Genomic DNA, 25,691 nt, shown 5'->3' with positions numbered 1-25,691 from the left:
ATGGCCGCGGGGTTGGGAATCGGCTGGAACTTCGTTGGAGATCGCCGCGGCCGACGGGGCGCCGGGGCGCCGCTGCTGTGACCCCCGTCACGTCGTGTGACCGGGCTGGCGCGCACCGTACGGTATTGATCACGATCGGGTAACGGCCAATCAACACGTGTTGCTCGTGTAAACGTGCTCGTCACATGCTCGCAATCACATCAACTGCAACACGGGTTGCTTGGAGGATGCGTGGTCACGCGTCGTGCTGATGTCGCCAAACTCGCCGGTACCTCGCCGGCCGTCGTGAGCTACGTGCTCAACGGCGGGCCGCGGGGCGTCTCGCCGGAGACGAGGGCCCGGGTGCTCGCCGCGATCGAGCAGCTCGGCTACCGCCCCAACGGGATCGCGCGCTCGCTGCGCACCAACCGCACCATGACGCTCGGGCTCGTCGTGCCCGACACCTCCAACCCCTTCTTCGCGCAGCTCGCGCACGCGATCGAGGAGGCCGCGTTCCGCGAGAACTACACGCTGCTGCTGGGCAACGCGGCCGAGGACGACGACCGCCAGACCACCTACGTGCGCACCTTCCTGGCCCGGCAGGTCGACGGGCTGTTCCTGGTCCCGGCCCACGGGCCGGCCGGGTGCCTGCCCGAGCTGCTGCGCTCGGGCGTGCCGTTCGTGACCCTGGACCGCCGCATCCCGGGCGCCGCGGCCCCGGCCGTGCTCGCCGACAACCGGGCCGGCGCCCGCAAGGCCGTCGAGCACCTCCTCCAGCACGGGCGCCGGGCCATCGCCTGCATCTCCGGGCCGCAGGACGTGGTCCCGGCCAACGAGCGGGTCAACGGCTGGCGCGACGCGCTCGCCGAGGCCGGCGTGCGGCCCAGCGAGATGTCGGTCTGGCACGGCGCGTTCGGTCGCCGGGCCGGCTACCTCGGCGCCCGGGAGCTGCTCGCGGGCCAGGCCTTCGACGCCGTGTTCGTGGCCAGCGACGAGCAGGCCATCGGGGTCCTGCGGGCCCTGCAGGAGCTGGGCATCCGCTGCCCGCAGGACGTGGCCGTGGCCTCCTTCGACGGCATCGCCGCGGCCGCCTACACGACCCCGGCGCTCACCACGATGGCGCAGCCGTTCGCGCGGATGGGGCGGGTCGTGGTCGACCGGCTGCTCGACGCCATGGACGCCGAGCGGGACGCGGACGCCGGGGAGCTGACCGTGCTGCCGGTGACGCTGCTGGCCCGGGGCTCCTGCGGGTGCCCCGACCCGCCGGGCGGCGAGGCCGCCGACGAGCACGAGCAGGCACACGAGCAGGCACCGGAACAGGAAGGAGGGGCGCGGTGAACAAGGTCATCGTCGTCGGCAGCGTCAACGTCGACGTCATCTCGCGGGTGGACCGGCTGCCGGAGCCCGGCGAGACGATCCTGGGGCGGGCGAGCGAGTCTGCGCTGCTGCCCGGGGGCAAGGGGGCCAACCAGGCGGTCGCCGCGGCCCGGCTGGGCGTGCTGACGCTGCTGTTCGGCGCGGTCGGCGCCGACGCGTTCGGGGCGCAGCTGCGCGCCGCGCTCGGCGCCGAGGGCGTCGGGCTGGCCCATCTGTCCACGATGGACGGCGCGACCACCGGCGTCGCGCAGATCGTCGTCGCCGCCGACGGCGAGAACACCATCGTCGTGTCCTCCGGCGCCAACTTCCGCTTCTCCGCCGCCGGCCTCGCGGAGCTGCCGGCGGTGGTCGAGCCGGGCGACGTGGTGCTGCTGCAGCTGGAGATCCCGGTGACGACCTGCCTCGCGGCGGCCGAAGCGGCCCGCGCGGCCGGGGCGCGGGTCGTGCTCAACGCGGCGCCGTCGCCGGAGGGCGACGATCCGGACCTGGCCGACCTGCTCGGCCGCGTGGACGTGCTCGTGGTCAACGAGACCGAGGCGGTGGCGATGGCCGCCGGCCCGGTCCCCGCCGAGCCGGCCGGCTGGCTCGCGGTCGCCGCCGCGCTGCGCAAGCAGGGGCCCGACGCCTGCGTCATCACGCTCGGCGCGGACGGCGCCGTCGCCGCCGACGACGCCGGCGACTGGCACCAGCCCGCGTTCCCGGCCGACGTGGTCGACACGACCGGCGCCGGCGACGCGTTCTGCGGCGGGCTCGCGGCCCGGCTCGCGGGCGGCGGCGGCCTGACCGACGCGGTGCGCACCGGCGCGGCCGCGGGCGCCCTCGCCACCGGCCGGCTCGGGGCCCAGGCCGCGCTGCCGGGCCGGGCGGCCGTCGAGGCGCTGGCCGGGGGGTGGTCCTGATGCGCCGTACCGGACTCTGGCACCCGCGCCTGCTCGCCGTCGTCGCGGCGATGGGCCACGGGGACCTGCTCGTCGTGGCCGACCCCGGGCTCCCGGTGCCGGCCGGCGTCGAGATCATCGACCTGGTCGTCAGCCGCGGCGAGCCCGGCTTCCTCACGGTCCTGCGCCCGGTCCTCGGGGAGTTGGTGGTCGAGGCGGCCACGATGGCCGAGGAGCTCACCGACGAGAAGCTCGCCGCCGCCGTGCGGGAGGGCCTCGGTGACGTGCCGCTGGAGCTCGTCGGTCACGAGGAGCTCAAGGCCCGCACCGCCCACGCCCGCGCCGTCGTGCGCACGGGCGAGGACACGCCGTACGCCAACATCGTCCTTCGCGCGGGGGTGCCGTTCTGATGACCGTTCTGCCTGCCGACTACGCCGAGCGCGTCTACGCCGGAGTGCTGGGGAAGATCATCGCGGTCTACCTCGGGCGCCCGTACGAGGGCTGGACCTTCGACAAGATCCAGGCCGAGCTCGGCGACATCACCTACTACGTCAACGACCGCGCCGACGTCGCCCTCAAGCACCACCTGTTCCTGGTCACCGACGACGACATCAGCGGCACGTTCGTCTTCCCGCGGGCCCTGCGCGCCGCCGGGCCCGACCCGAGCAGCGCCGACGTCGGCGACACCTGGCTCGACCAGATCGTGCCCGACACGTCGGTGCTGTGGTGGGGCGGCCTCGGCAACTCCACCGAGCACACCGCCTACCTGCGCATGCGGGCCGGCATCCGGCCGCCGGAGAGCGGCTCGATCGCGCGCAACGGGCTGGTCGTCGCCGAGCAGGTCGGCGCGCAGATCTTCGTCGAGGGCTTCGCCCTGACCTGTCCGGGCGACCCCGCCGGGGCCGCGGACCTGGCCGAGCGGGCGGCCCGGGTGAGCCACGACGGCGAGGCGATCCACGCGGCCCGGGTGGTCGCCGCGCTCGTCGCCGGGGCGTTCACCGCCACGGACATGGACGCGCTGCTGGACACCGCGATCGCGCTGGTGCCGCCGGACTGCCTGATCGCCCAGATCCACCGCGACGTGCGCGGCTGGGCCCGCGACGGGGACTGGAAGGCCACCCGCAAGCGCATCGACGACGAGTACGGCTACCACCGCTACGGCGGCAACTGCCACGTCGTGCCCAACCACGCGATCGTCGTGGCCGCGCTGGCCCACAGCGGCGGCGACTTCGACCGGGCGATGACCGTCGTCTGCACGTCCGGCTGGGACACCGACTCCAACGCCGGCAACGTCGGGGCGATCTGCGGCGTGTTCGGCGGGCTGGCCGGGCTGTCCCGGCAGGACTGGCGCGGCCCGGTCGCCGACCGCATGTACCTGCCCGCGGCCGACGGCGGCGGCTGCGTCACCGACGCCGCCCGCGAGGCCCTCGCCCTGGCCGACCTGGGCCGGGCCCGGGCCGGGGAACCACCGGCGCCCCCCGGGCCGCGGTTCGGCTTCGCGCTGCCGGGCTCCGTGCACGGCTTCCGGGCCGAGGACGGCCGCACGGGTGTCGTCAACCACGGCGACGGGCTGGCCATCGCCGGCGCGGCGACCGTGCTCACCCCGACGTTCATCCCGCCCGAGGCGCGCGACATGCCGATCTATGCGCTCGTCGCCAGCCCATCGCTCTACAGTGGACAGACAATCGTCGCGCACGGCGACGGCCCGGCCCGGCTCGTGCTGTCGTACTACACCGGCGCCGACGAGGTACGCACGATCGAGGGTCCGTCCTTCGTGGACGGACGGGCCGAGTGGACGGTGCCGGACCTCGGCGGCCGGCCGGTCGTCGCGGTTGGGCTGTGCACCGAGGGCCCGGCGACGCTGCGGGACCTCGACTGGAGCGGCGCGCCGGGCGTCACCCTGACCCGGCCGGACGACGGCGGCACCATGTGGCGGCGGGCCTGGGTGCCGGCGCTGGACCGGTTCGACGCCCGCTGGCCGGAGCCGTTCCGGATCGTGCAGAACACCGGCACCGGCATGCTCGTCACCGGGGCCCTCGAGTGGCGCGACTACACGGTGACCGCCGACGTCACCCCGCACCTGGCCGCCGCCGCCGGACTCGCCGCCCGGGTCCAGGGCCTGCGCCGCTTCTACGCGCTCGAGCTGGCCGGGCCGGACACCGCCCGGCTGGTGTGCGGCGACACGGTGCTCGCCGAGCGCCCGTTCCCGTGGACCTACGGCACCACCTACCACCTCACCCTGACCGTCACCGGCACCCGCATCCGCGCCGGCGTCGACGGCGACACCCTGTTCGACCTCGAGGACGGCTCGCTCCCCGCGGGAGGGGTGGCCCTGCGGGTCACCGAGGGCCGCACCGCCACTCAACGGGTCGAGATCACCCCTACACCCCCGAATGAGGTTTCGTCATGACCACTTCGTTGAGCCGCCGCCGTTTCCTGTCCGCCGCCGGTCTGGCCGGCGCCGGCCTCGCCGCCCCGAGCCTGCTGTCCGCGTGCGGGGGCGGCGCGGACGCCGGCAAGGGCAGCGGCAAGGGCGAGGTCTCCCTGTGGATCGACATCACCGGTGACGCCAACCAGAAGTACTTCGACGAGAAGGTGATCGGCGCCTTCCACGCCGCCAACCCCGACATCACCGTCAAGACGACCTACTACAAGGGCCAGGACCTGCGCCAGCAGGTGCAGACGGCGCTACAGGCCCGCTCCGGCCCGGACATCGTGCGCGGCCCGAGCGCCACCCAGACGATCGCCTGGAGCAAGGCGCACCTGCTGGCCGACCTGACCCCGTACGCCAAGCAGTGGGGCTGGAACGACAAGCTCGCCGGCTGGGCGGTGCAGGCCTTCACCACCGACGGCAAGCTCTACGCGCTGCCGATGCGGGTCGACACCATGCTGCTGTACTTCAACAAGACCCTCTTCACCCAGAAGGGCTGGACCCAGCCGAAGAACCGCGCCGACCTCGAGGCGTTCGCGGCCGACGCGATGGGGCAGGGCATCATCCCGTTCGGCTCGTCCAACACCGACTGGACCGCGGCCGGCGAGTGGCTGATGACCTTGTTCTGGAACAACTTCGCCGGCGGCGACGCGGTCTACCAGGCCCTGACCGGCAAGACCCAGTTCTCCGACCCGGTCTTCGTCGACACGGTCAGCCTGCTCAAGTCCTACTTCGACAAGGGCTGGATCGGCGGCGGCGCCAGCAAGTACTTCTCGGTGCCGGCCGCCGAGGTGGGCGCCGGCCTGGGCAAGGGCACGGTCGCCACCATCCCGCAGGGCGAGTGGTACATGAGCAACATCGGCGCGTTCTTCGGCAAGGCCGGCAACAACACCAACGAGTGGGACTGGATGGCGATGCCGCCGCTGTCGGCGACCGCGAAGGCGGACAGCTACGCGATCGGCATCGGCGGCTCGTTCGCCATCAACCAGGCCAGCAAGAACCAGGACGCCGCGGCGGCGTTCCTCAACTGGTACTACGGCGACCGCACCGCCGCCCTGCAGCGCATGTCCGACGTGCCCGCCACGTACAACATCCCGATCGCCTTCAAGGCCGACGAGATCCCGCAGAAGACCGACCCGCGCGCGGCCCGCGTGCTCACCGAGGTCGACAAGGCGGTCGGCAGCGGCAACTACGGGTACGTCACCTGGACCTGGTGGCCGCCGAAGTCCGACGTCTTCGTCTACGAGGGCCTGGAGCAGGTGCTCACCGGCAAGATCACCGCGGCCGAGTACTGCAAGCAGCTGGCCACGACCTTCACCGCGGAGCGGCAGCAGGGCAACATCCCGCAGCTGATGCCGCGGACGTCGCAGTGACCACGCTGACCGCCACACCACCCGCCGCCACACCGGGCCCGACCCGGCGCCGGGCGGTGTGGCGGCGGGCGCTGGTGGGCTGGGCGTTCCTGGCCCCGCTGCTCGTGCTCAACGTGCTCGTCGTGCTCGGACCGTCGATCGCCACCGTGTACTACTCGTTCACCGACTGGACCGGCATCGGCTCGGCCAACCTCATCGGCTTCGACAACTACACCCGGGCGTTCACCGACCCGGCGGTGCACGAGGCCCTGCTGCACAACGCGATCTGGTTCGTGCTGTTCCTCAGCGTGCCGATGGCGCTGGGCATGCTCGGCGCGCACCTCATCAACCAGGTGCGCCGCTTCCGGATGGTGTTCCGCACGCTGTTCTTCATCCCGTACGTCACCGCCTCCGTCATCAACGCGGCGATCTGGAAGATGCTGCTGTCGCCCAACAGCGGCATCGCCGCCCAGCTCGGCTTCGACCAGGCCTGGCTCGGCGACCCGGCGACGTCGCTCTACGCGGTCAACTTCGTCGTCGACTGGCACTGGTGGGGCTTCCTCGCGGTCATCTTCTTCGCCGCGATGCAGAACGTCGACGTGCAGCTCTACGAGGCGGCGAAGCTCGACGGCGCCGGGCGCTGGCAGCAGTTCAAGTCGGTGACCCTGCCCGGCATCCGCCCGACGCTCGTGTTCATCGTGCTGATGACGGTCATCTGGTCGCTCAAGGCGTTCGACTACATCTTCATCATGACCCACGGCGGGCCGGCCAACTCCTCCGACGTGGTCTCCACGCTCATGTACGACCAGGCGTTCAACCAGTACTCGGCCGGGTACGCCGCCGCGCTCGGGCTGTCGATGACCGCGGTCACCGGCCTCGTCCTGGCCGCCTACGCCTGGCTGCGCCGGAAGGGGTGGGAGGAGTGACGGCCACCGTCGCGCCACCGCAGCAGCTGTCCACGCCGACCGCCGAGGCCACGCGCAAACGGCCCTCGGGCGGCGGCCGCCACCCGGTGGCCTACCTCGTGCTCACCGTGCTGGCGCTGTTCGCCGTCGGCCCGTTCGTGATCATGGTGTTCAACGCGTTCAAGAACAACGCCGAGATCGGTTCCAGCCCGCTGGCCCCGCCGACCTCGATCACCTTCGACAACTTCGCCACCGCCTGGTCGCAGGGCGACTTCAGCACCACCATGCGCAACAGCGCGATCCTGGTGCTCGGGGCGATGCTCGGCACCTGCGTCATCGCCGGGCTGGGCGCCTACGCGCTGAGCCACCTCGAGGTGCCCGGCGGCGGCGGGGTGCTGGCCTACCTGTTCCTGGGCAGCACCATGCCGGTGCAGCTGTTCGTCGTCCCGCTGTTCTCGCTCTGGGCCGACCTGCGCCTCACCGACAGCCTGTTCGGCCTGATGGTCATCTACTGGGCGACCGACGCGCCGTTCGCGACCCTGATGCTGCGCTCGTTCCTCGTCAAGGTGCCCAAGGAGTTCGTCGAGGCGGCCCGGCTCGACGGCGCCTCCGAGGTGCAGATCGCCCGCAAGGTGATGCTGCCGCTGGCCTGGCCCGGCTTCATGACCGTGGCGCTCGTCGTCGGGCTGTGGGCCTGGAACGAGTTCTTCTGGGCCATCACGTTCGTGCACGACCCGTCGAAGCGGCCGATCTCGACCAGCTTCCTGTCCTTCCAGGACCAGAACTCCACCGACTGGGGCCTCACCAGCGCGGCCGCGCTGTTCATGCTCGTCCCGGTGCTCCTGCTGTTCATCACGCTCCAGCGCCGATTCGTCGCTGGCCTCACCTCCGGCGGCCTCAAATGACCAACGTCATCCTCGTCATCGCCGACCAGCTGCGCCGCCAGGCGCTCGGCTGCTACGGCGACCCCAACGTCTCCACGCCCAACATCGACGCCCTCGCCGAGTCCGGTGCCCGCTTCACCCAGGCGTCGTCGACCTACCCGGTGTGCGTGCCGTTCCGCTTCACGCTGATGACGGGGGAGTACGCCCACACCCGCTTCATCCCGTCGATCGAGTGGCGCATGTCGCCGGCCGAGCGCACCCTCGCCGACGAGTTCAACGACCACGGCTACGACACCGCGATGTTCGGCAAGTGGCACCTGTACGGCAACTTCGGCCACTACCCCGGGCACACCGTCGTCAAGGCGTCCCGGATCCCGGTCCCGCGCCCGTTCCAGGGCCGCTTCGGGCACTTCGCCGGCTTCGACATCGCCAACGACCCGTACGACACCTGGTACTGCACCCACGACGACCCGACCATGCGCAAGCTGCCCGGCTACCAGACCGACGACCTCTTCGCGATGGCCACCGAATACGCCACGGCGCCGCGGGACCGGCCCTTCGCCGCGGTGCTCTCCGTCGAGCCGCCGCACCCGCTGTTCACCGCGCCGCCGGAGTACCTCGAGCGCTGGCGCGACCGCGACATCGTCCTGCGGGAGAACGTCGAGCCGGACAAGCAGTACAAGAAGCGCGGCCCGCACGGCGAGGGCCTGCTGGCCGATCTGCGGGTCTACTACGCGATGATCGAGAACCTCGACGACAACATCGGCCGGCTCGTGGCGGCGCTGCGGGCGGCCGGGAGGCTCGACGACACCGTCATCGCGCTCACCGCCGACCACGGCGAGCTGCTCGGCTGCCACGGGGAGCTGGCCAAGCAGCGGCCCTGGGAGGAGTCGATCGGCACCCCGCTCATCATCGGCAACGTCGGCGGCGGGGGCCGGGTGCTCGACGAGCCGACGTGCACCGAGGATCTCTTCCCGACGCTGCTGGGGCTGGCCGGGATCACCCCGCGCGACCCGAAGCCCGGCCGGGACCTCACGCCCCTGGCCCGCGGCGAGGCCGACCGGCTCGACCGCGACGGCGTGCTGCTGGAGTTCGTCGCCGAGATGCGCCCGAACATCCCGTTCCACGCCGAGACCTGGCGGGGGCTGCGGACCCGCCGCTACAAGTACACCGTCCTCGGCGACGCCCATGGCGGCACGCCCTGGCAGTTCTTCGACCTCGAGGCCGACCCCTACGAGCTGACCAACCTCGTCGACGACCCCGCCGCCGCCGGCGAGGTGGCCCGCCACCACGCGCTGCTGCGCGAGCGGCTGGCGTCGACGTTCGACCACTACGTCCTGGCGCCCGCGTTCGGGCAGCCGGGGCTCAACACCTGGGATCCCACCGCCGAGCACCAGCTGCGCTTCGGCTGAGCCAGATTCGGGAGCTGCAATGCGAAAGTCCTTCATCGCGGGCCTCGCCGTCGTCGTCCTGGTGGCGCTGGCCGCCGACCCCGCCTCCGCCAACGGCGCGCCCTACACCGGCAAGCAGTACGACTTCGGCGGCACCGTCACGAACATCAACGGCTCCATCAGCACCGTCGACTCGATCGCGAGCAGCATCGCGAGCTCGACCGCGGCGACGCTGAACGACGTGGCCGCGCACCGCGCCACCCTGCCCTACGGCGACATCACCCCCGGCGCCGGGCCGGCGCTGAGCCTCTACCCGGGACCGGCCGGCGTCGCCGCGTCGAACTGGTACACCGCCACCGTCGACAACCAGTCGTCGTTCGTCTACAAGACGACGGCCGCGAAGACCGACACCAACCGCGAGGCCGACACCTCCTGGACGAGCTTCTCCTTCGCCGGCTCCGTCACGGTGCGGGTGACCGCGGTGGGGCAGAGCGGCCTGACCGGCTGCCAGGTCCGGCCCCAGTCCGCGGCGATCGCCACCTCGTTCGCCGGCAACACGTGCACGTTCACCATGTCCAACCCGAAGAACGTCTCGGTGGAGTTCGCCCCGAACATCCACAACCCGATCCTGCACCCGATGCTGGTCTTCGCCAACCCGCCGGAGAACGACGTGCCGCCCGCGACCGGCGACCCGAACGTGCTCTACTTCGGCCCCGGCGTGCACACCATCGGCTCCGGCAACGTCATCACGTCGAACACGACGATCTACCTCGCCGGCGGCGCCTGGGTGAAGGGCGCGTTCATCGCCAACGGGCCGGTCAGCAACGTCACCATCAAGGGCCGCGGCGTGTTCGACGGCAAGTTCATGGACCTCGGCGACCAGGAGCTCAACAAGAACCAGCCCGGCATGATCGACATCGCCGACCAGTCCTCGCAGAACCTGCTCGTCGAGGGCGTCACGTTCGTCAACGCGCCCCGGTTCAACGTCCGGGCGCTCGCGCAGTACACCACCATCGAGAACGTCAAGACGATGTCGTGGTGGTACAGCACCGACGGCATGGTCGCCGGCAACAAGTCCCTCGTGGAGAACAACTTCGTCAAGTCCAACGACGACTCGATCAAGCTGTTCTGGGGCGATCAGGTGACCCGCAACAACACCGTCTGGCAGCTGGAGAACGGCGCACCGTTCATGATCAGCTGGAACCTGGCGAACAGCCCCACCAACTTCCACGTGTACGACAACGACGTCATCCACGCCGAGCACTACCAGATCCAGAAGTCCGGCATCTTCCGCGCCCTGCACGCCGGGCCGGGGACGCCGAGCCGCTACCTGTTCGAGAACATCCGGGTCGAGAACGCCAACTGGCGGCTGTTCTACCTCGCGGTCGACAACAACAAGTGGTACGACCCGGCGCTGGGCTACGGCGAGCTCGACCAGCTCATCTTCCGCAACATCCACGCCCAGACGAACTACCAGTACCCGAGCATCGTGCAGGGCATCGACAGCACCCACAAGGCGCGCAACGTGAACTTCGTCAACGTCTTCACCGACGGCGCCTGCCAGGCCGACGCGAGCCGGTTCACCGTCGACCCGGCCACCACCAACGCGGTCCGCATCGTCAAGAGCACCGACGGGAGCTGCTGGACATGACCAACGTCGTGGTCGTGCTGGCCGACGACATGGGCTGGGGGGACCTGGGCTGCTACGGCTCGGCGATCCCCACCCCGAACGTCGACCGGCTCGCCGCCGAGGGGGTGCGCGCCACCGACTGCCACTCCGCCTCGGCGGTGTGCACCCCCAGCCGGTACGCGCTCATGACCGGCCGCTACGCCTGGCGCGGGCCGCTGAAGAACTTCGTGCTCATGGGGCACGGGCCGGCCATCATCGAGCCCGACCGTCCCACCCTGGCGAGCGTGCTGGGCGACGCGGGGTACACCTGCGGCGCCTTCGGCAAGTGGCATCTGGGCCTCGGCTGGCGGCACACCGACGGCTCGGTCCGCTCGGCGTTCACCCCCGGCGCACCGCTGCACGACGACCTCGAGACCGACTTCGGCCGGGACATCGACTACACCGCACCGGTCACCGGGGGCCCCACGTCGTTGGGCTTCGACCGCTTCTTCGGCATCGCCGGCTCGCTCGACATGCCGCCCTACGCGTTCATCGACCAGGACCGCACGGTCGGCGTGCCGTCGAAGGAGAAGGAGGTGTACCTCACCGAGCAGCGCCCCGGCCTGCAGGCCGACGGCTTCCGGGAGCAGGACGCCGACGTCGCCTTCACCCGCGCGGCGGTCGCCTTCGTCGAGGAGCAGACCGGCCCGTTCCTGTGCTACCTCGCGCCCAGCGCCCCGCACCGGCCCAACGTGCCGCCGGACTTCATCGCCGGCCGCTCCGGCCTCGGCGACCGCGCCGACGGCGTGTGCCTGGTCGACTGGGCCGTCGGCGAGCTGCGCGCCGCCCTGGAGCGCACCGGCCGGCTCGACGACACCCTGTTCATCGTCACGAGCGACAACGGCGCCGTCACGTACTTCACCGACGACGGCGACCCCGCGCGGCACGCGCCCAACGGCGACTGGCGCGGGCAGAAGGGCGACCTCTGGGACGGCGGGCACCGGGAGCCGTTCATCGCCCGCTGGCCCGGCCGCATCCCGGCGGGCTCGGTCGTGGACGCCCCGATCTGCCTGACCGACGTCCTGCCGACCGCGGCCGCGGCCGCCGGGCGGTCCGTGGCGTGCGAGGACGGCCGCGACATCCTGCCCGTGCTCACCGGCGCGGAGCCGGGCGACCCCGAGCGCCCGATCGTCCACCACAGCCTCGGCGGCCGGTTCGCGCTGCGGGCCGGGCGGTGGAAGGCGATCTTCTCGGCCGGCTCCGGCGGCGGCTTCTCCGAGCCCTCGATCAGCGACCTGTTCGCCACCGGCACCGGCAAGGCGCACGCCGCCCCGCCGTGGGACGCCGCGCACCCGCGGGGCCAGCTCTACGACGTGGCCGAGGACCCGCGCGAGACCACGAACCTGTGGGACCAGCACCCGGCCGTCGTCGCCGCGCTCTACGCACGGCTGCGCGAGATCTGCCGCGACCCGGGAAGCGGGTTGCCGTTCGACGTAGGTTTGTCCGCGTGAGCTGCTGCAACCCGCCCGCCGACGACCGGGCTCCGGACGTACCCCTCGAAATTCCGTTCGCCGTGCCGCAACGCACCCGCGCCGAGGTGCTCAAGGGCATGGTGGCGATCCCGGAGGGCCCGTTCCTCATGGGCGGCGACGACCCGGACGCGTTCCCCGACGACGGGGAGGGCCCGGTGCGTGAGGTGCGCGTGTCGGCGTTCCACATCGACCCGGCGGCGGTCACCAACGCGCAGTTCGCCCGGTTCGTCAAGGCGACCGGCTACGTGACCGAGGCCGAGCGCTTCGGCTGGAGCTTCGTGTTCCACCTGCTGGTGCGGGGCGAGGCGGCGCAGCGGGTGCTGGCCGGCCGGTCGGCTGCGGTGCCGCAGTGGTGGCTGCCGGTCGAGGGGGCGGACTGGCGCCACCCGGCCGGCCCGGGCTCGGGCATCGGCGAGCGGCGCAACCACCCGGTCGTGCACGTGTCGTGGACCGACGCCGCCTGCTACGCGGCCTGGGCCGGCAAGCGCCTGCCCACCGAGGCCGAGTGGGAGAAGGCGGCCCGCGGGGGACTGGAGCAGGCCCGGTTCCCGTGGGGCGACGAGTTCACGCCGCGCGGGACGCACCGCTGCAACACGTGGCAGGGCGAGTTCCCGCGCCGCAACACGGCGGCCGACGGCTACCTGGACACCGCGCCCGTGGACGCCTACCGCCCGAACGGCTTCGGCCTGTTCAACACGTCGGGCAACGTCTGGGAGTGGTGCGCCGACTGGTTCAGCCCGGCCTGGCACGCCGAGCCCTCCGACGCGACCCGGCTCGACCCGGCGGGCCCGCCCGACGGCACGGCCCGCGTGATGCGTGGCGGCTCGTACCTGTGCCACGAGTCGTACTGCAACCGCTACCGGGTGGCCGCCCGCACCTCGTCCACCCCCGACAGCGCCACCGGCCACGTGGGCTTCCGCTGCGCCGCCTGACCGGGCGCCTGACCCGGGCCGCGGCCGCACGCGGTCGCGGCCCGGGTCGTCGCAACGGCGACAGTCACGCGACCGCGCGTGTGCGGCTGTGCACACTCGGCGGCTATGAGATCGACTCGAGTGCTCATCGCCGCCGCCGTCGTGGCGGTGGCCGTGATCGTTCCCCAGCCCGCGTTCGCCGCGGTCTCCGGGGCCGGCTGGTCCGGCTCGTGGGAGTACACCGGCGGCACCAGCATCCAGGTCAAGCTCGACGTGCCGGGCGCCCGGCTGGTCGCCAACGGCTGGGACGCCGTCGGCACGCGCGCCTTCGTCCTCAACGTCACCGACACCGCCGCCGACGGCAAGTGCGCCTACGTGAAGTGGACCGCCGCGGCCACGACCGAGCACTGGTCGTGCGGCAGCGGCACCACCGTGCAGGTCAGCGGGCTGCCGGCCTCGACCGGGGCGGTCACCGCGGTGCTGTGCCGCGACTCGACCGCCCACGACAGCAAGACCAACTGCAACGTCATCGACGTGCCGTCGTCGTACACGGACGCCTTCATCCGCACCGAGGGCAACGGCGCCCGGTGGAAGTACTACGACGGCTACGACGGCGAGGACTGGGGCGCCTGGATCACCATCGGCGGCGTGCACCTCGACTACTTCGGGTGGGACGACACCCCGGCGGGGCAGCGCCTGATCCGGTCGTGGCTGACGCTGCTGGAGCCGGCCTGCGGCTCGGGCGCGATCCTCGCCGCCACCCCGGCGTCGAGCCTGTCGCACTGCTCGGACTACGACCTCATCGACAACCTGCCGGAGACCCACGTCACCGGCACGGCGTGGGGCAACGGCTGCACCTGGTCGCAGCGGGGCCTGAACCCGCCGGTGCACTGCATCAAGGTCCGGGTACCGGTGCCGAGCTGACCGCCCGCGGGCAGCGCGGCCGCTTCTCGCCGCGCTGCCCGCGAACGCCTGTCGCGGCTGGCGCCGGGTCAGCTCAGGGCGTCCTTGGCCTTCGCGGCCGCGTCCTTGACCTTGTCCCCGGCCTGCTTCACGTTCGCGGAGCTCTGCTCGGACCGGCCCTCAGCCTGCAGACGCTCGTCGTCGGTCATGTCGCCGACCTTGTCCTTGGCGGCGCCCTTGGCCTCTTCGGCCTTGTGCTGGACCTTGTCCTGGAAGCTCATCGAGCCCTCCCGTCTCGGTCGCTCACGCCGATGCGGATCGCACCGGCGCCGTTGCTCACCCGAATGCCCGCACCGGCGGCCCCGAAACACCCGCGGCGGCGCCGTCGCACCCGCCGAAGACCCACCGGCCAGGGTGGCGCGTTCAGCCGGCGGCGCGCAGCGTGTCCGACGGGGACTCGCCGTAGCGGGCGCGGTAGTACTGCGCGAACCGGCCGAGATGCGTGAACCCCCAGCGGTGCGCGACGTCGGCGACGGTCGCGGTCGCCGGCGTGGTGGCCAGCAGGTCGGCGCGCACCCGGTTGAGCCGCGCGGTGCGCAGATACTGCATGGGGGAGGCGTTGAGGTGCTGGCGGAAGCCGTCCTGCAGCGCGCGCGGGCTGACCCCGACGTCCCGGGCCAGCGAGGCGGCGCTGAAGTCGCGTTCGGGCCGGTCCTCCAGCAGCCGCACGGCGGTGCGCACGTGCCACGGCGTGGACTCCGGCAGATCGTCGCGCAGCAGCGCCGAGTGGCTGTGCGGCTGGGACAGCAGCAGCCCGCGCAGCAGCAGCCGCTCGGTGTGCAGCACCAGCCGGGGGTGCTCGAGCAGGCCGCCGGCGTTGAGCTCCCGGGTGAACGCCGTGGCGATCGCGAACCAGGACCGCACGCGCTCGCCGGCCAGGTCCATCACCGGCTCGAAGCGCAGCGGCGGGCCGACCGGGCCGTCGATGAGCGACTCCAGCTCGTCCTCCAGCGCGCGCCGCTGGATGTGGAAGGCCAGCGCCGCGCAGTCGCGGCTCCACGCCATCGCCACCCGCCCGGACCCGGAGGTCACCGATGCCTGGGCGGTGGTGCACAGCAGGTCGGTGCCGCTGACCCGCACCCGCAGGCTGCCCGAGACCGGCAGCTGGATCCACACCGACGTGGCGGTGCTGTCATAGGAGCAGCGGACCTCGCAGCCGTACGACAGGTACAGCGCGACGACGTGCGGCAGCCGCACGGCGTGCAGCCGGGCGTCGAGCCGCAGGCCCCCGGGGCCGTCTTCGAGGCGGTGGTCCGGCAGCTCGCGGGCGAACTGGTCGTTCACGTCGTCGCGGTCGGTGCCGCGGGCGACGACGTGCCGGTCCAGAGGCAACTCGGACATCGGCTCCGAGCGTGGCACGCGGACCGATACCCATGGTTACCTGACGGTTACGGCTGACGAACAAGGCCTTCGCGCCTCGCGGGTCAGCTCCGCCGTCCAGGTCGCCTCGAAGAGCGTGAGCGCGCCGATGCGCACGACGCCGTGGGCCCGCAGCGCGTCCTGCGTGCACCGCACCGACGCGCTGGCGAAGACCCGCTCGCCGGTCTCCAGCCACACCTCCGCCGTCTGGGTGCCGCTGGTCACCACGGCCTGCGGCGCGCCGCCCGGCAGGTGCGCCCGCAGGCGGCTGGTGAGGCGGTAGACGTGCCCGTCCGCGCTGACCGTGTGCGGCACCTCGCTCGTGACGCTCACCGTCGCCGCCCCGCGGGTGTGATCGCGCTCGACCCGCCAGCTCGGCGCCGCGGCGGCGGGGCGGCCGGTCGCGTCCGCCGGCGGAAGCTCCACGTCCGTGCCGGCGTGCTCGTCGCCGACCGGCAGGACCAGCCGCAGCCCGGCGACGCGCACGGCGTCCTCGCCGCACAGCGGCGTGAGCCGCGGGAAGTCGGCGGTGCCGAGCGCGATGCGCAGCCGGGTGCCGGCCGGCACCCGGTGGTGCACCGGGCGCAGCGGGATCGTCTGCTCCGCCTCGGCGGTGCCCGGCCGCAGGGTGCCGGCGGTGATCAGCGTCGAGCGGCCGCTCGGGTCGACGCCGCAGAGGCGGCCGACGAGCCGGGGCGGCGGCACGATCCGGCCGTGCTCGTCCGGGGCGAACCGGACGAGCACCTCCGGGCGCCCGGCCAGCAGCAGGTCGGCTTCGATCGGGGCGCCGGTCGCGCAGAGCGAGCGCAGGTCGTCGTCGTGCTGGTCCTGCGGCGGGCACGCCTCGCCCAGCCCCATGCCGGCGAGGCCGCGCAGCGTGCCGACGCTCGGGTCCGGCACGTGCGGGCCGGGCGGCCGGCGCGGGGCGTCCGGCGTCGCCGGCACGAGCGCGTCGCCGTCGGCGGCGAGCACGGTGCCGCGTCCGGGCGGGGGCCACTGGGCGTAGCCGCGCCAGCGCGGCCGCGGGCCGTCCAGGTGCAGCACGACCGGCGGGGCCGCCATGACGTCGTTGGGCACGCCGCGCAGCCAGTGGTCCCACCACTGCGCCATGAGCTCGAGGAAGGCGACCGGGTGGTGGGCCGAGTCCTGCGGCATGACATGACCCCACGGCCCCATGACCAGCCGCTTCGGGCCGCGGATGCGCTCGTAGGCGTCGATGACCGCGTGGGTGAAGCTGTCGCGCCAGCCGCCGGCGCACAGCACCGGCACCACGATGCGGCTCCCGTCGATCGCCCGCTCGGCCCAGACCGGGTCGTCGGCCGGGGACCGGGCGTAGTCCAGGACCATCGGCCGCTGCGTGCGCAGCCGGGTCCGCCAGCGGTGCTGCGCGTCGGCGGCGGCGTAGCCGGCCAGCGGCGGCAGCAGCTGTTGCAGCAGCATGGCGCTGCCGCGGTTGGCCAGGGCGTGCAGGTCGCCGCGGGCGCCGTCGGGGTGGATGCTGTCGCGCGCGGCGTCGAGGCCGTGCGCGATGGCGACGGCCGCCCGCAGGTGCGCGGGGCGCAGGCTGGCCACGCGCAGGGTGGTGTTCGCCGCGTACGACACGCCCCAGGCCCCGACCGCGCCGGTGCACCAGGGCTGGGCCGCGATCCAGTCGATGGCCGCGAGCGCGTCGTCGCCCTCGCCGCGGTCGAACTCGGCCCGGCGCCGGCCGTCGGAGGCGCCGGTGCCGCGATGGTCGACGACGAGGCTCGCGTAGCCCCGCTCGGCGAACCACCGGGCCGGTCCGGCGTAGGAGGAGCCGGCGAGGAAGTCCTTGCGGTAGGGCTGCACGGTGACCAGACCGGGCACGGCCTCGCCGGTCACCGGGCGGTAGAGGTCGCCCGAGAGCGTCACCGCGGGATCGGCGGTGGGGATCCGGATGTCGCGGTGGACCCGGGTGCGGAAGGTGGCGCCGTCGCGATCAAGGAACACGTCGTCCTCCGAGGCTCGCGGGACCGGAGCTCCACCATAGCGATGCGAAGTGCTTCGCAGAAAGGTCTTGACACTTGATCGACGGCCGTTGTTACCTAGGCATTGCGTCGGTGTAACACCCCACTCACAGGCCCCGCGAACCCGCAGCTACCCGTAGGAGGAGTCGTGCGGACGTGCCGCAGAGTCATCGACCGGGCCATACCCGCCCTGTCGCTCATCGCCGCGTTATCGGTCTCCGGCTGTGGCTCCACACCGGAGGCGAACCAGACCGTCGGCAACACGCTGACCGTGGTCACCGCCTCGCCGCCGCAGACCCTGGACCCGGCGAAGACCGCGCAGAACAACAGCTGGCTGGAGAACCTGGCCTACGAGCCGCTCATCGTGCGCAAGTCCGACGGCACGCTCACGCCCGGCCTCGCCGAGTCGTGGTCGTACGAGGGGACGGGCAACAAGACCTTCGTGCTCAAGCTGCGCCCCGGCGTCACCTTCTCCGACGGCTCGCCGCTGAGCGCCCAGAACGTCGTCGACCACCTCAAGTACGTGGTCAGCTCCGCCGGGCAGATGGCGCCGCTGCTGGCCGGCTGCACCTTCACCGCGACCGACCCCGCGACGGTCACCATCACCTCGCCGGCGCCGAACCCCGACTTCCCGGTCATGCTCACGCAGGACTTCATCATCGGCGGGGTCATCGGCAGCGGCGGGCTGGCCGACCCGGGCGCGCTGGGCACCACGACCGTCGGCGCGGGGCCGTACATGCTCGACCCCCAGCAGACCGTCGCCGGTGACCACTACACCTACGTGCCGAACCCGCACTACTACAACGCCCCGGCGGTGCGCTGGCGCAAGGTGGTGATCCGGGTCATCACGACCCCGCAGGCTGTGCTCAACGCGCTCAAGACCGGCCAGGCCGACGTCGCCGTCGGCGACCCGTCCACCGTCGCCGCCGCCAAGCAGGCCGGGCTCACCGTCGCCTCCTCGCTGTTCCTGTGGAACGGCGTGGTGCTGGCCGACCGCGGCGGGACGCTCGCCAAGCCGCTCGGCGACGTGCGCGTGCGGCAGGCGCTGAACTTCGCCACCGACCGGGCCGCGATCGCCAAGGCGCTGTTCGGCGGCGTCGGGGAGCCCGCGCACCAGGTCACCGTCCCCGGCGGCTACGGATACGACGACAGCCTCGCCGCCGCCTACCCCTACCAGCTCGACAAGGCCAAGGCCCTGCTCGCCGAGGCCGGCTACGGCGGCGGCTTCACGCTGGCCGTCGTCACCCCCGAGTACCAGCAGCTGCACCTGGTGGCCCAGGCGCTGGCGCAGCAGTGGAAGCAGATCGGGGTCGACCTGCGCATCACCGACTACGCCAACGCCAACCAGTACGCGGCGGACGCGTTCGGCGGGAAGTTCCCCGCGTTCATGACCGCCTTCGGCCAGATCCCGATCTGGATGGAGGGGCCGTCGCTGTTCCTGCCCTCCGCGGCGTTCAATCCGCTGAAGTACGCCGACCCGGCCCTGCAGTCGCGCTACGACGAGGCGGCGAGCAGCACCGGCGACCCCAAGACCGCGGCGGACCGCGGCGTCGTGGCGTACCTGACCACCCAGGCGTGGTTCGTGCCGGTGGTCATGACCGGGCTGCCGTACTACGCCCGCAACACGGTCGGCGGGATCGCGACCTCGCCGAAGGAGCCGCTGCTGTCGCTCTACGAGATCGTGCCGGCGGCCTAGCCGGCGCAGAAAGGTCGGCCCGCCATGCTCCGCGCCGTGCTGCGCTGGCTCGCCTCGTCGGTGGCGCTGCTGTTCGTGGTCACCGCCCTGTCCTTCGTGCTCGTGTCGCTCGCGCCGGGGGACGCGGCGACGTCCATCCTCAGCAGCCAGTCGGGCAGCTACACCCCCGAGCAGTACGCCCGCACCCGCGAGCTGCTCGGCATCGACGAGCCGCTGTACGTGCGGTACTGGCACTGGCTCGGCGAGCTGTTCCACGGCAGCCTGGGCCGGGACCTGTTCAGCGGGCAGCCGGTCGCCGAGATCGTCGGCGACCGGCTCCTGCCAAGCCTGTCCGTGATCGTCGGCACGGTGCTCGTCTCGGCCGTCGCCGGCACCTGGCTCGGCGTCGCCGGGGCGCGGCGCCGCGGCCCGGCCGGCCGGCTGCTGGACGCGGTGTCGCTGGCCGGTCTCGCGGTGCCGAGCTTCTGGCTGGCGCTGCTCGTCGTCGAGCTGTTCGCCGTGCGCCTGGCCTGGCTGCCCTCCGGCGGCTACGTCGACCCGGGGCGTGACCCGGCGGGCTGGCTGCGCGCGATCGCGCTGCCGGTGCTCACGCTCTCGGCGGGGTCGATCGCCTTCGTCGCCAAGCAGACCCGCGACTCGATGGCGGCGGTGCTGTCCCAGGAGTTCGTCACGATGCTGCGGGCCCGGGGCCTGCCGCTGCGCTCGATCCTCTACAAGCACGCGCTGCGCAACGCCGCCATCCCGGTGGTCACGATGCTGGGGCTGCTGTTCGTCAACCTCCTCAGCGGCGCGGTCCTCATCGAGGGCATCTTCTCCGTGCCGGGCCTCGGCCAGCAGGCGGTCACCGCGACCGGCGGCCACAACCTGCCGGTCATCACCGGGGTGGCGTTCTGCTTCACCGTCGTCGTGATCATCGTGAACCTGCTGGTGGACCTGGCGTACCGCTGGCTCGACCCGAAGGTGCGTGCCGCATGAGCATCTCCCTGATCGCGACCGACGCGCCCCCGTCCGTGCGCCCCGCCCGGCGCTCGCGCTGGCGCCGGCTGTGGCGCTCCGGCCCGGGGCTGGCCGCCGGGGCGTTCCTGCTCGCCCTGACCGCCGCCACGGTGTGCGTGCGGTGGGTGGCCCCGGCCGACCCCGAGCGGCAGGACCTGGCCGCGGCGCTGGCCGGGCCGGGCGCGGCGCACTGGCTCGGCACCGACCGGCTGGGCCGCGACGTGCTCAGCCGGCTGCTCTACGGCGCCCAGGTCACGCTCGTCAGCGTGGTCGAGGCGGTCGCGGTGTTCGTCGTGCTCGGCGTGACCCTCGGCGTCACGGCCGGGCATCTCGGCGGCTGGGCCGACCGCGCGATCTCGTGGCTGGCCGACCTGCTGCTCGCGCTGCCGGGCATCGTCATGCTGCTGATGGTGCTCGCGGTCTTCCCGGGCAACACGGCCGCCACCATGGTCGTGCTGGGCGTGATCTCGGCGCCGATGCTGCTGCGCGTCGCCCGCGGGGTCACCATGAGCGTCAAGCGGGAGCTGTACGTGCGGGCCGCGCGCCTGTCCGGCCTGGGCGAGGCGCGCATCATGGTCCGCCACGTCCTGCCCCGCCTCGCCGGCCCGATCCTCGTGCAGGTCTCGCTGTTCGCCGCGACCGCCGTGCTGGTCCAGGGCGCGCTGTCGTTCCTCGGCCTCAGTGCCCCCGAGACCGAGGGCCCGAGCTGGGGCAACATGATCGCGCAGGCGGCCCAGGTCACCGGCGAGGACCTGTGGCTGGCCGTCCCCACCGGCGCGATGCTCACCCTGACCGTCCTGGCCCTCGGCGTCTTCGGCGACGCGGTCCGCGACGTCACCGCCGAGCACCGCGAGCCGGTGGCCCGGCCGCGCCCGGCGCGGCCGCACACCGCGCCGGCCGCCCCGGAGGAGCCGGCGGAGAGCCCGGCGCCGCTGCTGTCGGTGGACGGGCTCACGATCGAGTTCTCCGCACCCGGCGGCCCGGTCACGGTCGTGCGCGACGTGAGCTTCTCGGTCGCGGCGGGGGAGTGCGTCGGCGTCATCGGCGAGTCCGGCTCGGGCAAGACGATGATCGCGCGCAGCCTGCTCGGCCTGCTGCCGGCCGGCGGCGCGGTGACCGCGGGCGCCGCCCGCTTCCGCCCCGGCGCCGGGCCGGTCCTCGACCTGACCCGGCTCGACGAGCGCGGGTTCGGCCGCGTCCGGGGCCGGCGCATCGCGCTGGTGTCGCAGGAGCCGGGAAGCGGCCTGGACCCCGCGTTCCGCGTCGGCGGCCAGGTCGCCGAGGTGATCCGCCGGCACACCCCGATGAGCCGGCGACAGGCCGCCCGCGAGGCGGTCGAGCTGCTGCGCACCGTCCGGCTCACCGACCCCGAGCGGGTCGCGCGCCGCTACCCGCACGAGCTGTCCGGCGGGATGGCGCAACGGGTCGCCATCGCCCTCGCGCTCGCCGGGAAGCCCGAGCTGCTCGTCGCCGACGAGCCCACCACCGCGCTGGACGTCACCGTCCAGGCCGAGATCCTCGACCTGCTGCGCGACCTGCGCCGCCGCCTCGGCATGGCCGTCATCCTGGTCACGCACGACTGGGGCGTGCTGGCCGACATCTGCGACCGCGCGGTCGTGGTCTACGCGGGCGAGGTCGTCGAGCAGGCCGGCGTCGAGGACCTCTACGCCGATCCGCGTCACCCGTACACGCGCGCCCTGCTCGAGGCCAACCCGCACCTCGCGGTGGCCGGGCAGGACCTGCCGACCATCGCCGGGACCGTCCCGTCGCCCGGGCGATGGTCGCCGGGCTGCCGGTTCCGCCCCCGGTGCCGGTTCGCGGCCGACGAGTGCGCCGCGGGGACCATCCCGCTGACGGGCGGGTCCGGCGACCGCGTGACCCGCTGCATCCGCGCGGAGGAGGTGGCGGCGCTGTGAACGGCGAGGCGCTGCTGGAGCTGCGGGGGCTGACCGTGAACTACGGCCGGGGCCGGCGCCGGCCGCCGGACGCGGTGCGCGACGTGAGCCTGACGGTCGCGCCCGGCGAGACGGTCGCGCTGGTCGGGGAGAGCGGCTCGGGCAAGTCGACGATCGGCAACGTGGTGCTGGGACTGGTCCCCGCGACCGGGGGCAGCGTCCGCTTCGACGGCGAGGACATCACGGCGGCCGGGCGGCGCCGCCGGCGCGAGCTGACCCGCTCCATCCAGCCGATCTTCCAGGACCCGTACGGCTCGCTCAACCCGTCCCGCACCATCCGCCAGACGCTGGTCGAGCCGCTGCTCGCGCACGGCGGCGCGGCGGGCGCCGGCGAGCGCGTCGCCGAGGTCCTGGGCCGGGTCGGGCTGCCGGCGGACGCCGCCGAGCGCTACCCGGACGAGTTCTCCGGCGGCCAGCGCCAGCGCATCGCCGTCGCGCGGGCGCTCGTCGCCGGCCCGCGCCTCATCGTGTGCGACGAGCCCACCAGCGCCCTGGACCTGTCCGTCCAGGCGCAGGTGCTCAACCTGCTGCGCGGCCTGCAGCGCGAGTCCGGGATCGGCTACCTGTTCATCACGCACGACCTGGCGCTGATCCGGCACGCCGCCGACCGGGTGGTCGTGCTCTACCGTGGCCGGGTGATGGAAACCGGCCCGGCGGCGCGCGTGACGCAACAGCCGCAGCACCCCTACACGCGGGCGCTGCTCGCCGCGGCGCCCGTGCCCGACCCGGTCGAGCAGCGACGGCGCCGCGCGGCGGCCGGCCACCTGGCCCGACCCCAGGGCTGGGAGCCGGGTGAGCCCAGCCGTGTCTGACGCCGTCACCATCTACGACGTGGCCGCCCACGCCAAGGTGAGCATCTCCACGGTCTCGCAGACGATCAACCGGCCGAGCCGGGTGAACGCCAAGACGCGCGAGCGCGTCCTGCGCGCGATCGAGGAGCTGCAGTTCGTGCCCAAGGGCGTCGCGGTGTCCCAGGCCCGGCGCGGCGTCGGGCGGATCGGCGTGCTCGCCCCGTTCACCTCCTACGACTCGTTCCGCCGCCGGCTCATGGGCGTGCTGGCCGAGTCCGACGGCGCGAGCCGCGACGTCGTGGTCTACGACCACGAGTCGGCCGCGGCGAGCGTGTCGCCGCTGCTGCGCACGCTGCCGGTGACCGGGCGCCTCGACGGGCTGCTCATCATGGGCCTGCCGCTGGACGACGAGCTCGCCGAGCACCTGGGCACCCGGGGGCTGCCGACGGTCCTGGTGGACAGCGCCCGGCCGGAGTTCAGCACCGTCAACATCGACGACGAGGAGGGCGGCGCCATGCTGGCCCGCCACCTGCTGCAGCGCGGCCACACGTCGTTCGCCTTCCTGCAGGAGCCGCAGGAGTCCCAGGCGTTCCTCTCCCAGGGGCAGCGGCGCAACCGCGGGTTCCTGGGCGTGCTGGCCGGCGCCGGGATCGACGCGGCCGCGGTGCCGACGGTGCTGACCGGCAACGACATCGTGAGCAGCCGCCGGGCCCTGGGCGAGGTGCTCGCCCTGCGCCCGGCGCCGACCGCGGTCTTCGCCCACCACGACCTGCTCGCGGCGGGCCTGGTGCTGGAGGCCCGCCGGCAGGGGCTGCGGGTGCCCGAGGACCTCGCCGTGGCGGGCTTCGACGACGGCAGCGTCGCCGAGGCGGCCGGCCTGACGACCGTCAGCCAGCCGTTCGAGGAGTCCGGGCGGATCGGTGCCCGGCTGCTCGCCGAGCGCATCGCGGACCCGTCGGCGTCGGTGCAGCACATCACGCTCGGCCTTCGCCTGGTCGTGCGCGACTCCAGCTGAGGAGGGCCGATGGGACCCGCGAACGGCGAACGGTACGACGTCGAGGTCCGCCACGACGCCCGGGTGCCCACGGCGACCCCGGGCGTGACGCTGTCCGCGGACCTGTTCCTGCCCCGCGGCGCCGGTCCGGCCCCGGTGGTGGTCTGCCTGCTGCCGTACCGCAAGGACGCGCTCGGCGGCCTCGGGGTCCGGGCGGTGCTGCACGAGTTCGCCGCGGCCGGCATCGCCTGCGTGCTCGCCGACCCGCTCGGGCTCGGCTCCTCCGACGGCCTCGCCCGGCCGCCGTTCGACCCGGCCGAGGCCGACGACGGCGTCGACCTCGTGCGCTGGGCCGCCGGGCAGCCGTGGTCCACCGGCGCGGTCGGCATGTGGGGCTTCTCCTACGGCGCCCTGCTCGCGCTGCGCACGGCCGCCCGCCGGCCGCCGGCGCTGCGGGCGGTGGTGTCCGTGCTGGGCATGCTCGACCCGGAGCGCGACTTCGTGCACCCCGGGGGCGCACCCGGCTGCTGTACCGCCCTGGCGATGTGGGGCCTGGCCACCCTGCACAACCAGGTCCTGCCGCCGGTCGGCGACTTCCACGCGGCCGACGAGCAGCGGCGCTGGCGGCGGCGCGCCGAGGACGCGCCGCCCTACCTCGCCGACCTGTACCGGCACCCGGCCGGCGACCCGCGGTGGCGCGAGCGGGTGGTCGACGCCGCGGCGATCACCGTGCCGGTGCTGTGCGTGGCGGGATGGCGGGACATGTTCTGCGACGGCTCGCTGCGCGCCTTCGAGCGGCTCGGTGGCCCGCGCAAGCTCCTCGTCGGGCCGTGGTCGCACACGATCCCCGACGACGCGCCGGAGCACCCCGCGGACACGTGTGCGCTGGCGCTGCGCTGGTGGCGGCGGTGGCTGGCCGGCGAGGCGAACGGCGTCGACTCGGAGCCGCCCGTGACACTGCACCTGCCCGGCGCCGAGGCCGGCTGGCACGACTTCGACGCCTGGCCGCCGGGCGACGTGGCGTCCGAGGCGATCCCGCTGCGGGCCGGCGACGGCGTGAGCGCCCCGCCCGACGCCACCGTGGGCGCGCTCAGCGGCGTGTGGGGCATCCCCGCGGCCGGCGCCGAACGGGCCCTCGACCAGCACGACGACGACACCCGCGCGGCCACCGTCACCGCAGAGCCGGTCCGCGAGCCGCTGCTGCTGCTCGGCCGGCCGGTCGTGACGCTCGACCTGACCTGGTCGTCGGCGCGCCGGGTCGTGGTCAAGCTGACCGACGTGGACCCGGCCGGCCGCTCGGTGCTCATCACCGGCGGGATCCTGGCCGACGTCCCGGCCGAGCGCTCGGCGGTGCGGATCGTCCTGGACCCGGCCTGTCACGAGCTGCCGGCCGGCCACGCGCTGCGCGTGGCGGTGAGCGAGAGCGCCTTCCCGCGGCTGTGGCCGGTCGCCGGCGGGGGGACGCTGCGGGTCGGCCGGGCCGGCCTCACGATCCCCGTGGCGCCCGCCGGGGCCGGCAAGCCGGCGACGGTGCCGGCCCCGGACCCGGCGCGCCGGGGCGCCGGGTCGCCGTGGCTGTCGCACCGGCCGCAGTGGCAGATCGTCCGGGAACCGGCCCAGGAGCGGGTCACGGTCGTGCTGGGCGACGAGACCAGCGCGCTGCTGCCGCGCGGGGGCGTGCGGGTGGACGCGGCCAATCG

General features: G+C 73.6%; 20 protein-coding genes and 1 pseudogene. 18 read left to right on the top strand and 3 right to left on the bottom strand.

Features of this window, described 5'->3' with window-relative positions:
* The first annotated feature begins 231 nt into the window (after window positions 1-231).
* The 12 genes from ABT369_RS21095 (at window position 232) to ABT369_RS21040 (ending at window position 14,173) form a co-directional block, all read left to right on the top strand.
* Window positions 232-1,317: a LacI family DNA-binding transcriptional regulator gene (locus ABT369_RS21095; protein WP_350614143.1), complete on the top strand. Its 1,086-nt coding sequence runs from the start codon at window positions 232-234 to the stop codon at window positions 1,315-1,317.
* Window positions 1,314-2,255 (top strand): ribokinase, encoded by a 942-nt coding sequence (locus ABT369_RS21090; RefSeq protein ID WP_350614141.1) that lies wholly within the window; start codon window positions 1,314-1,316, stop codon window positions 2,253-2,255. Before ABT369_RS21095 ends, ABT369_RS21090 begins: the two co-directional genes overlap by 4 nt.
* A complete protein-coding gene (gene rbsD, locus ABT369_RS21085) occupies window positions 2,255-2,644 on the top strand; it encodes a D-ribose pyranase (protein WP_350614139.1) in 390 nt (129 codons plus the stop codon). The genes ABT369_RS21090 and rbsD overlap by 1 nt, the downstream gene beginning before the upstream one ends.
* Window positions 2,644-4,644, top strand: a complete 2,001-nt coding sequence (locus ABT369_RS21080) for an ADP-ribosylglycohydrolase family protein (protein ID WP_350614137.1) — start codon at window positions 2,644-2,646, stop codon at window positions 4,642-4,644. Before rbsD ends, ABT369_RS21080 begins: the two co-directional genes overlap by 1 nt.
* A complete protein-coding gene (locus ABT369_RS21075) occupies window positions 4,641-6,038 on the top strand; it encodes an ABC transporter substrate-binding protein (protein ID WP_350614135.1) in 1,398 nt (465 codons plus the stop codon). The genes ABT369_RS21080 and ABT369_RS21075 overlap by 4 nt, the downstream gene beginning before the upstream one ends.
* On the top strand, window positions 6,035-6,943 hold the full coding sequence (locus tag ABT369_RS21070; protein WP_350614133.1) for a carbohydrate ABC transporter permease: 909 nt from the start codon (window positions 6,035-6,037) through the stop codon (window positions 6,941-6,943). The genes ABT369_RS21075 and ABT369_RS21070 overlap by 4 nt, the downstream gene beginning before the upstream one ends.
* The gene (locus ABT369_RS21065; RefSeq protein WP_350614132.1) at window positions 6,940-7,827 is read left to right on the top strand and encodes a carbohydrate ABC transporter permease; all 888 of its coding nucleotides are present in this window, start codon (window positions 6,940-6,942) and stop codon (window positions 7,825-7,827) included. Before ABT369_RS21070 ends, ABT369_RS21065 begins: the two co-directional genes overlap by 4 nt.
* Entirely contained in the window at window positions 7,824-9,218 is a 1,395-nt protein-coding gene (locus ABT369_RS21060; RefSeq protein ID WP_350614131.1) for a sulfatase family protein, read from the top strand. Before ABT369_RS21065 ends, ABT369_RS21060 begins: the two co-directional genes overlap by 4 nt.
* 19 nt (window positions 9,219-9,237) lie before the next feature.
* On the top strand, window positions 9,238-10,848 hold the full coding sequence (locus ABT369_RS21055) for a glycoside hydrolase family protein (protein WP_350614129.1): 1,611 nt from the start codon (window positions 9,238-9,240) through the stop codon (window positions 10,846-10,848).
* Window positions 10,845-12,317 carry a sulfatase family protein gene (locus tag ABT369_RS21050; RefSeq protein ID WP_350614128.1) on the top strand — a complete coding sequence of 491 codons (1,473 nt, stop codon included), beginning with the start codon at window positions 10,845-10,847 and terminating at the stop codon, window positions 12,315-12,317. Before ABT369_RS21055 ends, ABT369_RS21050 begins: the two co-directional genes overlap by 4 nt.
* Window positions 12,314-13,270: a formylglycine-generating enzyme family protein gene (locus ABT369_RS21045; RefSeq protein ID WP_502891802.1), complete on the top strand. Its 957-nt coding sequence runs from the start codon at window positions 12,314-12,316 to the stop codon at window positions 13,268-13,270. Before ABT369_RS21050 ends, ABT369_RS21045 begins: the two co-directional genes overlap by 4 nt.
* Before the next feature lie 105 nt (window positions 13,271-13,375).
* Complete coding sequence (locus tag ABT369_RS21040) at window positions 13,376-14,173, top strand: hypothetical protein (protein WP_350614126.1); 798 nt, start codon at window positions 13,376-13,378, stop codon at window positions 14,171-14,173.
* Window positions 14,174-14,241: 68 nt separating this feature from the next.
* On the opposite strand, the gene ABT369_RS21035 is transcribed toward ABT369_RS21040, so the two are convergent.
* The 3 genes from ABT369_RS21035 to ABT369_RS21025 form a co-directional block, all read right to left on the bottom strand.
* Complete coding sequence (locus tag ABT369_RS21035; protein ID WP_350614125.1) at window positions 14,242-14,433, bottom strand: CsbD family protein; 192 nt, start codon at window positions 14,431-14,433, stop codon at window positions 14,242-14,244.
* Window positions 14,434-14,575: 142 nt separating this feature from the next.
* On the bottom strand, window positions 14,576-15,553 hold the full coding sequence (locus tag ABT369_RS21030) for an AraC family transcriptional regulator (RefSeq protein WP_350614123.1): 978 nt from the start codon (window positions 15,551-15,553) through the stop codon (window positions 14,576-14,578).
* A gap of 36 nt (window positions 15,554-15,589) precedes the next feature.
* Window positions 15,590-17,542 carry a CocE/NonD family hydrolase gene (locus tag ABT369_RS21025; RefSeq protein ID WP_350614122.1) on the bottom strand — a complete coding sequence of 651 codons (1,953 nt, stop codon included), beginning with the start codon at window positions 17,540-17,542 and terminating at the stop codon, window positions 15,590-15,592.
* A 165-nt stretch (window positions 17,543-17,707) separates the two neighbouring features.
* Here ABT369_RS21025 and ABT369_RS21020 point away from each other — a divergent pair, with 165 nt between their 5' ends.
* The 6 genes and pseudogenes from ABT369_RS21020 to ABT369_RS20995 all read left to right on the top strand — a co-directional run.
* Window positions 17,708-19,255: an ABC transporter substrate-binding protein gene (locus tag ABT369_RS21020; protein WP_350614121.1), complete on the top strand. Its 1,548-nt coding sequence runs from the start codon at window positions 17,708-17,710 to the stop codon at window positions 19,253-19,255.
* 24 nt (window positions 19,256-19,279) lie between these two features.
* Complete coding sequence (locus tag ABT369_RS21015; RefSeq protein WP_350614120.1) at window positions 19,280-20,230, top strand: ABC transporter permease; 951 nt, start codon at window positions 19,280-19,282, stop codon at window positions 20,228-20,230.
* A complete protein-coding gene (locus ABT369_RS21010) occupies window positions 20,227-22,167 on the top strand; it encodes a dipeptide/oligopeptide/nickel ABC transporter permease/ATP-binding protein (protein WP_350614119.1) in 1,941 nt (646 codons plus the stop codon). The genes ABT369_RS21015 and ABT369_RS21010 overlap by 4 nt, the downstream gene beginning before the upstream one ends.
* Complete coding sequence (locus ABT369_RS21005; protein ID WP_350614118.1) at window positions 22,164-23,018, top strand: ATP-binding cassette domain-containing protein; 855 nt, start codon at window positions 22,164-22,166, stop codon at window positions 23,016-23,018. Before ABT369_RS21010 ends, ABT369_RS21005 begins: the two co-directional genes overlap by 4 nt.
* The gene (locus tag ABT369_RS21000; RefSeq protein ID WP_350614117.1) at window positions 23,011-24,012 is read left to right on the top strand and encodes a LacI family DNA-binding transcriptional regulator; all 1,002 of its coding nucleotides are present in this window, start codon (window positions 23,011-23,013) and stop codon (window positions 24,010-24,012) included. The genes ABT369_RS21005 and ABT369_RS21000 overlap by 8 nt, the downstream gene beginning before the upstream one ends.
* A 9-nt stretch (window positions 24,013-24,021) precedes the next feature.
* Window positions 24,022-25,455, top strand: a pseudogene (locus ABT369_RS20995) (CocE/NonD family hydrolase); the annotation flags it as partial.
* Window positions 25,456-25,691 lie beyond the last annotated feature (236 nt).

The organism is Dactylosporangium sp. NPDC000244, from assembly GCF_040300725.1.
Classification (GTDB): Bacteria; Actinomycetota; Actinomycetes; order Mycobacteriales; family Micromonosporaceae; genus Dactylosporangium.
Note: the sequence above shows the minus strand (reverse complement) of the source record. Positions and strands in the feature narration are given on the sequence as shown.

What these genes read in the sequence shown, in the direction of transcription:
- rbsD (WP_350614139.1), top strand. Translation starts at nt 2,255, where the DNA reads ATGCGCCGTACCGGACTCTGGCACCCGCGCCTGCTCGCCGTCGTCGCG.
- ABT369_RS21080 (WP_350614137.1), top strand. Translation starts at nt 2,644, where the DNA reads ATGACCGTTCTGCCTGCCGACTACGCCGAGCGCGTCTACGCCGGAGTG.
- ABT369_RS21075 (WP_350614135.1), top strand. Translation starts at nt 4,641, where the DNA reads ATGACCACTTCGTTGAGCCGCCGCCGTTTCCTGTCCGCCGCCGGTCTG.
- ABT369_RS21060 (WP_350614131.1), top strand. Translation starts at nt 7,824, where the DNA reads ATGACCAACGTCATCCTCGTCATCGCCGACCAGCTGCGCCGCCAGGCG.
- ABT369_RS21055 (WP_350614129.1), top strand. Translation starts at nt 9,238, where the DNA reads ATGCGAAAGTCCTTCATCGCGGGCCTCGCCGTCGTCGTCCTGGTGGCG.
- ABT369_RS21050 (WP_350614128.1), top strand. Translation starts at nt 10,845, where the DNA reads ATGACCAACGTCGTGGTCGTGCTGGCCGACGACATGGGCTGGGGGGAC.
- ABT369_RS21040 (WP_350614126.1), top strand. Translation starts at nt 13,376, where the DNA reads ATGAGATCGACTCGAGTGCTCATCGCCGCCGCCGTCGTGGCGGTGGCC.
- ABT369_RS21035 (WP_350614125.1), bottom strand. Translation starts at nt 14,433, where the DNA reads ATGAGCTTCCAGGACAAGGTCCAGCACAAGGCCGAAGAGGCCAAGGGC.
- ABT369_RS21030 (WP_350614123.1), bottom strand. Translation starts at nt 15,553, where the DNA reads ATGTCCGAGTTGCCTCTGGACCGGCACGTCGTCGCCCGCGGCACCGAC.
- ABT369_RS21015 (WP_350614120.1), top strand. Translation starts at nt 19,280, where the DNA reads ATGCTCCGCGCCGTGCTGCGCTGGCTCGCCTCGTCGGTGGCGCTGCTG.
- ABT369_RS21010 (WP_350614119.1), top strand. Translation starts at nt 20,227, where the DNA reads ATGAGCATCTCCCTGATCGCGACCGACGCGCCCCCGTCCGTGCGCCCC.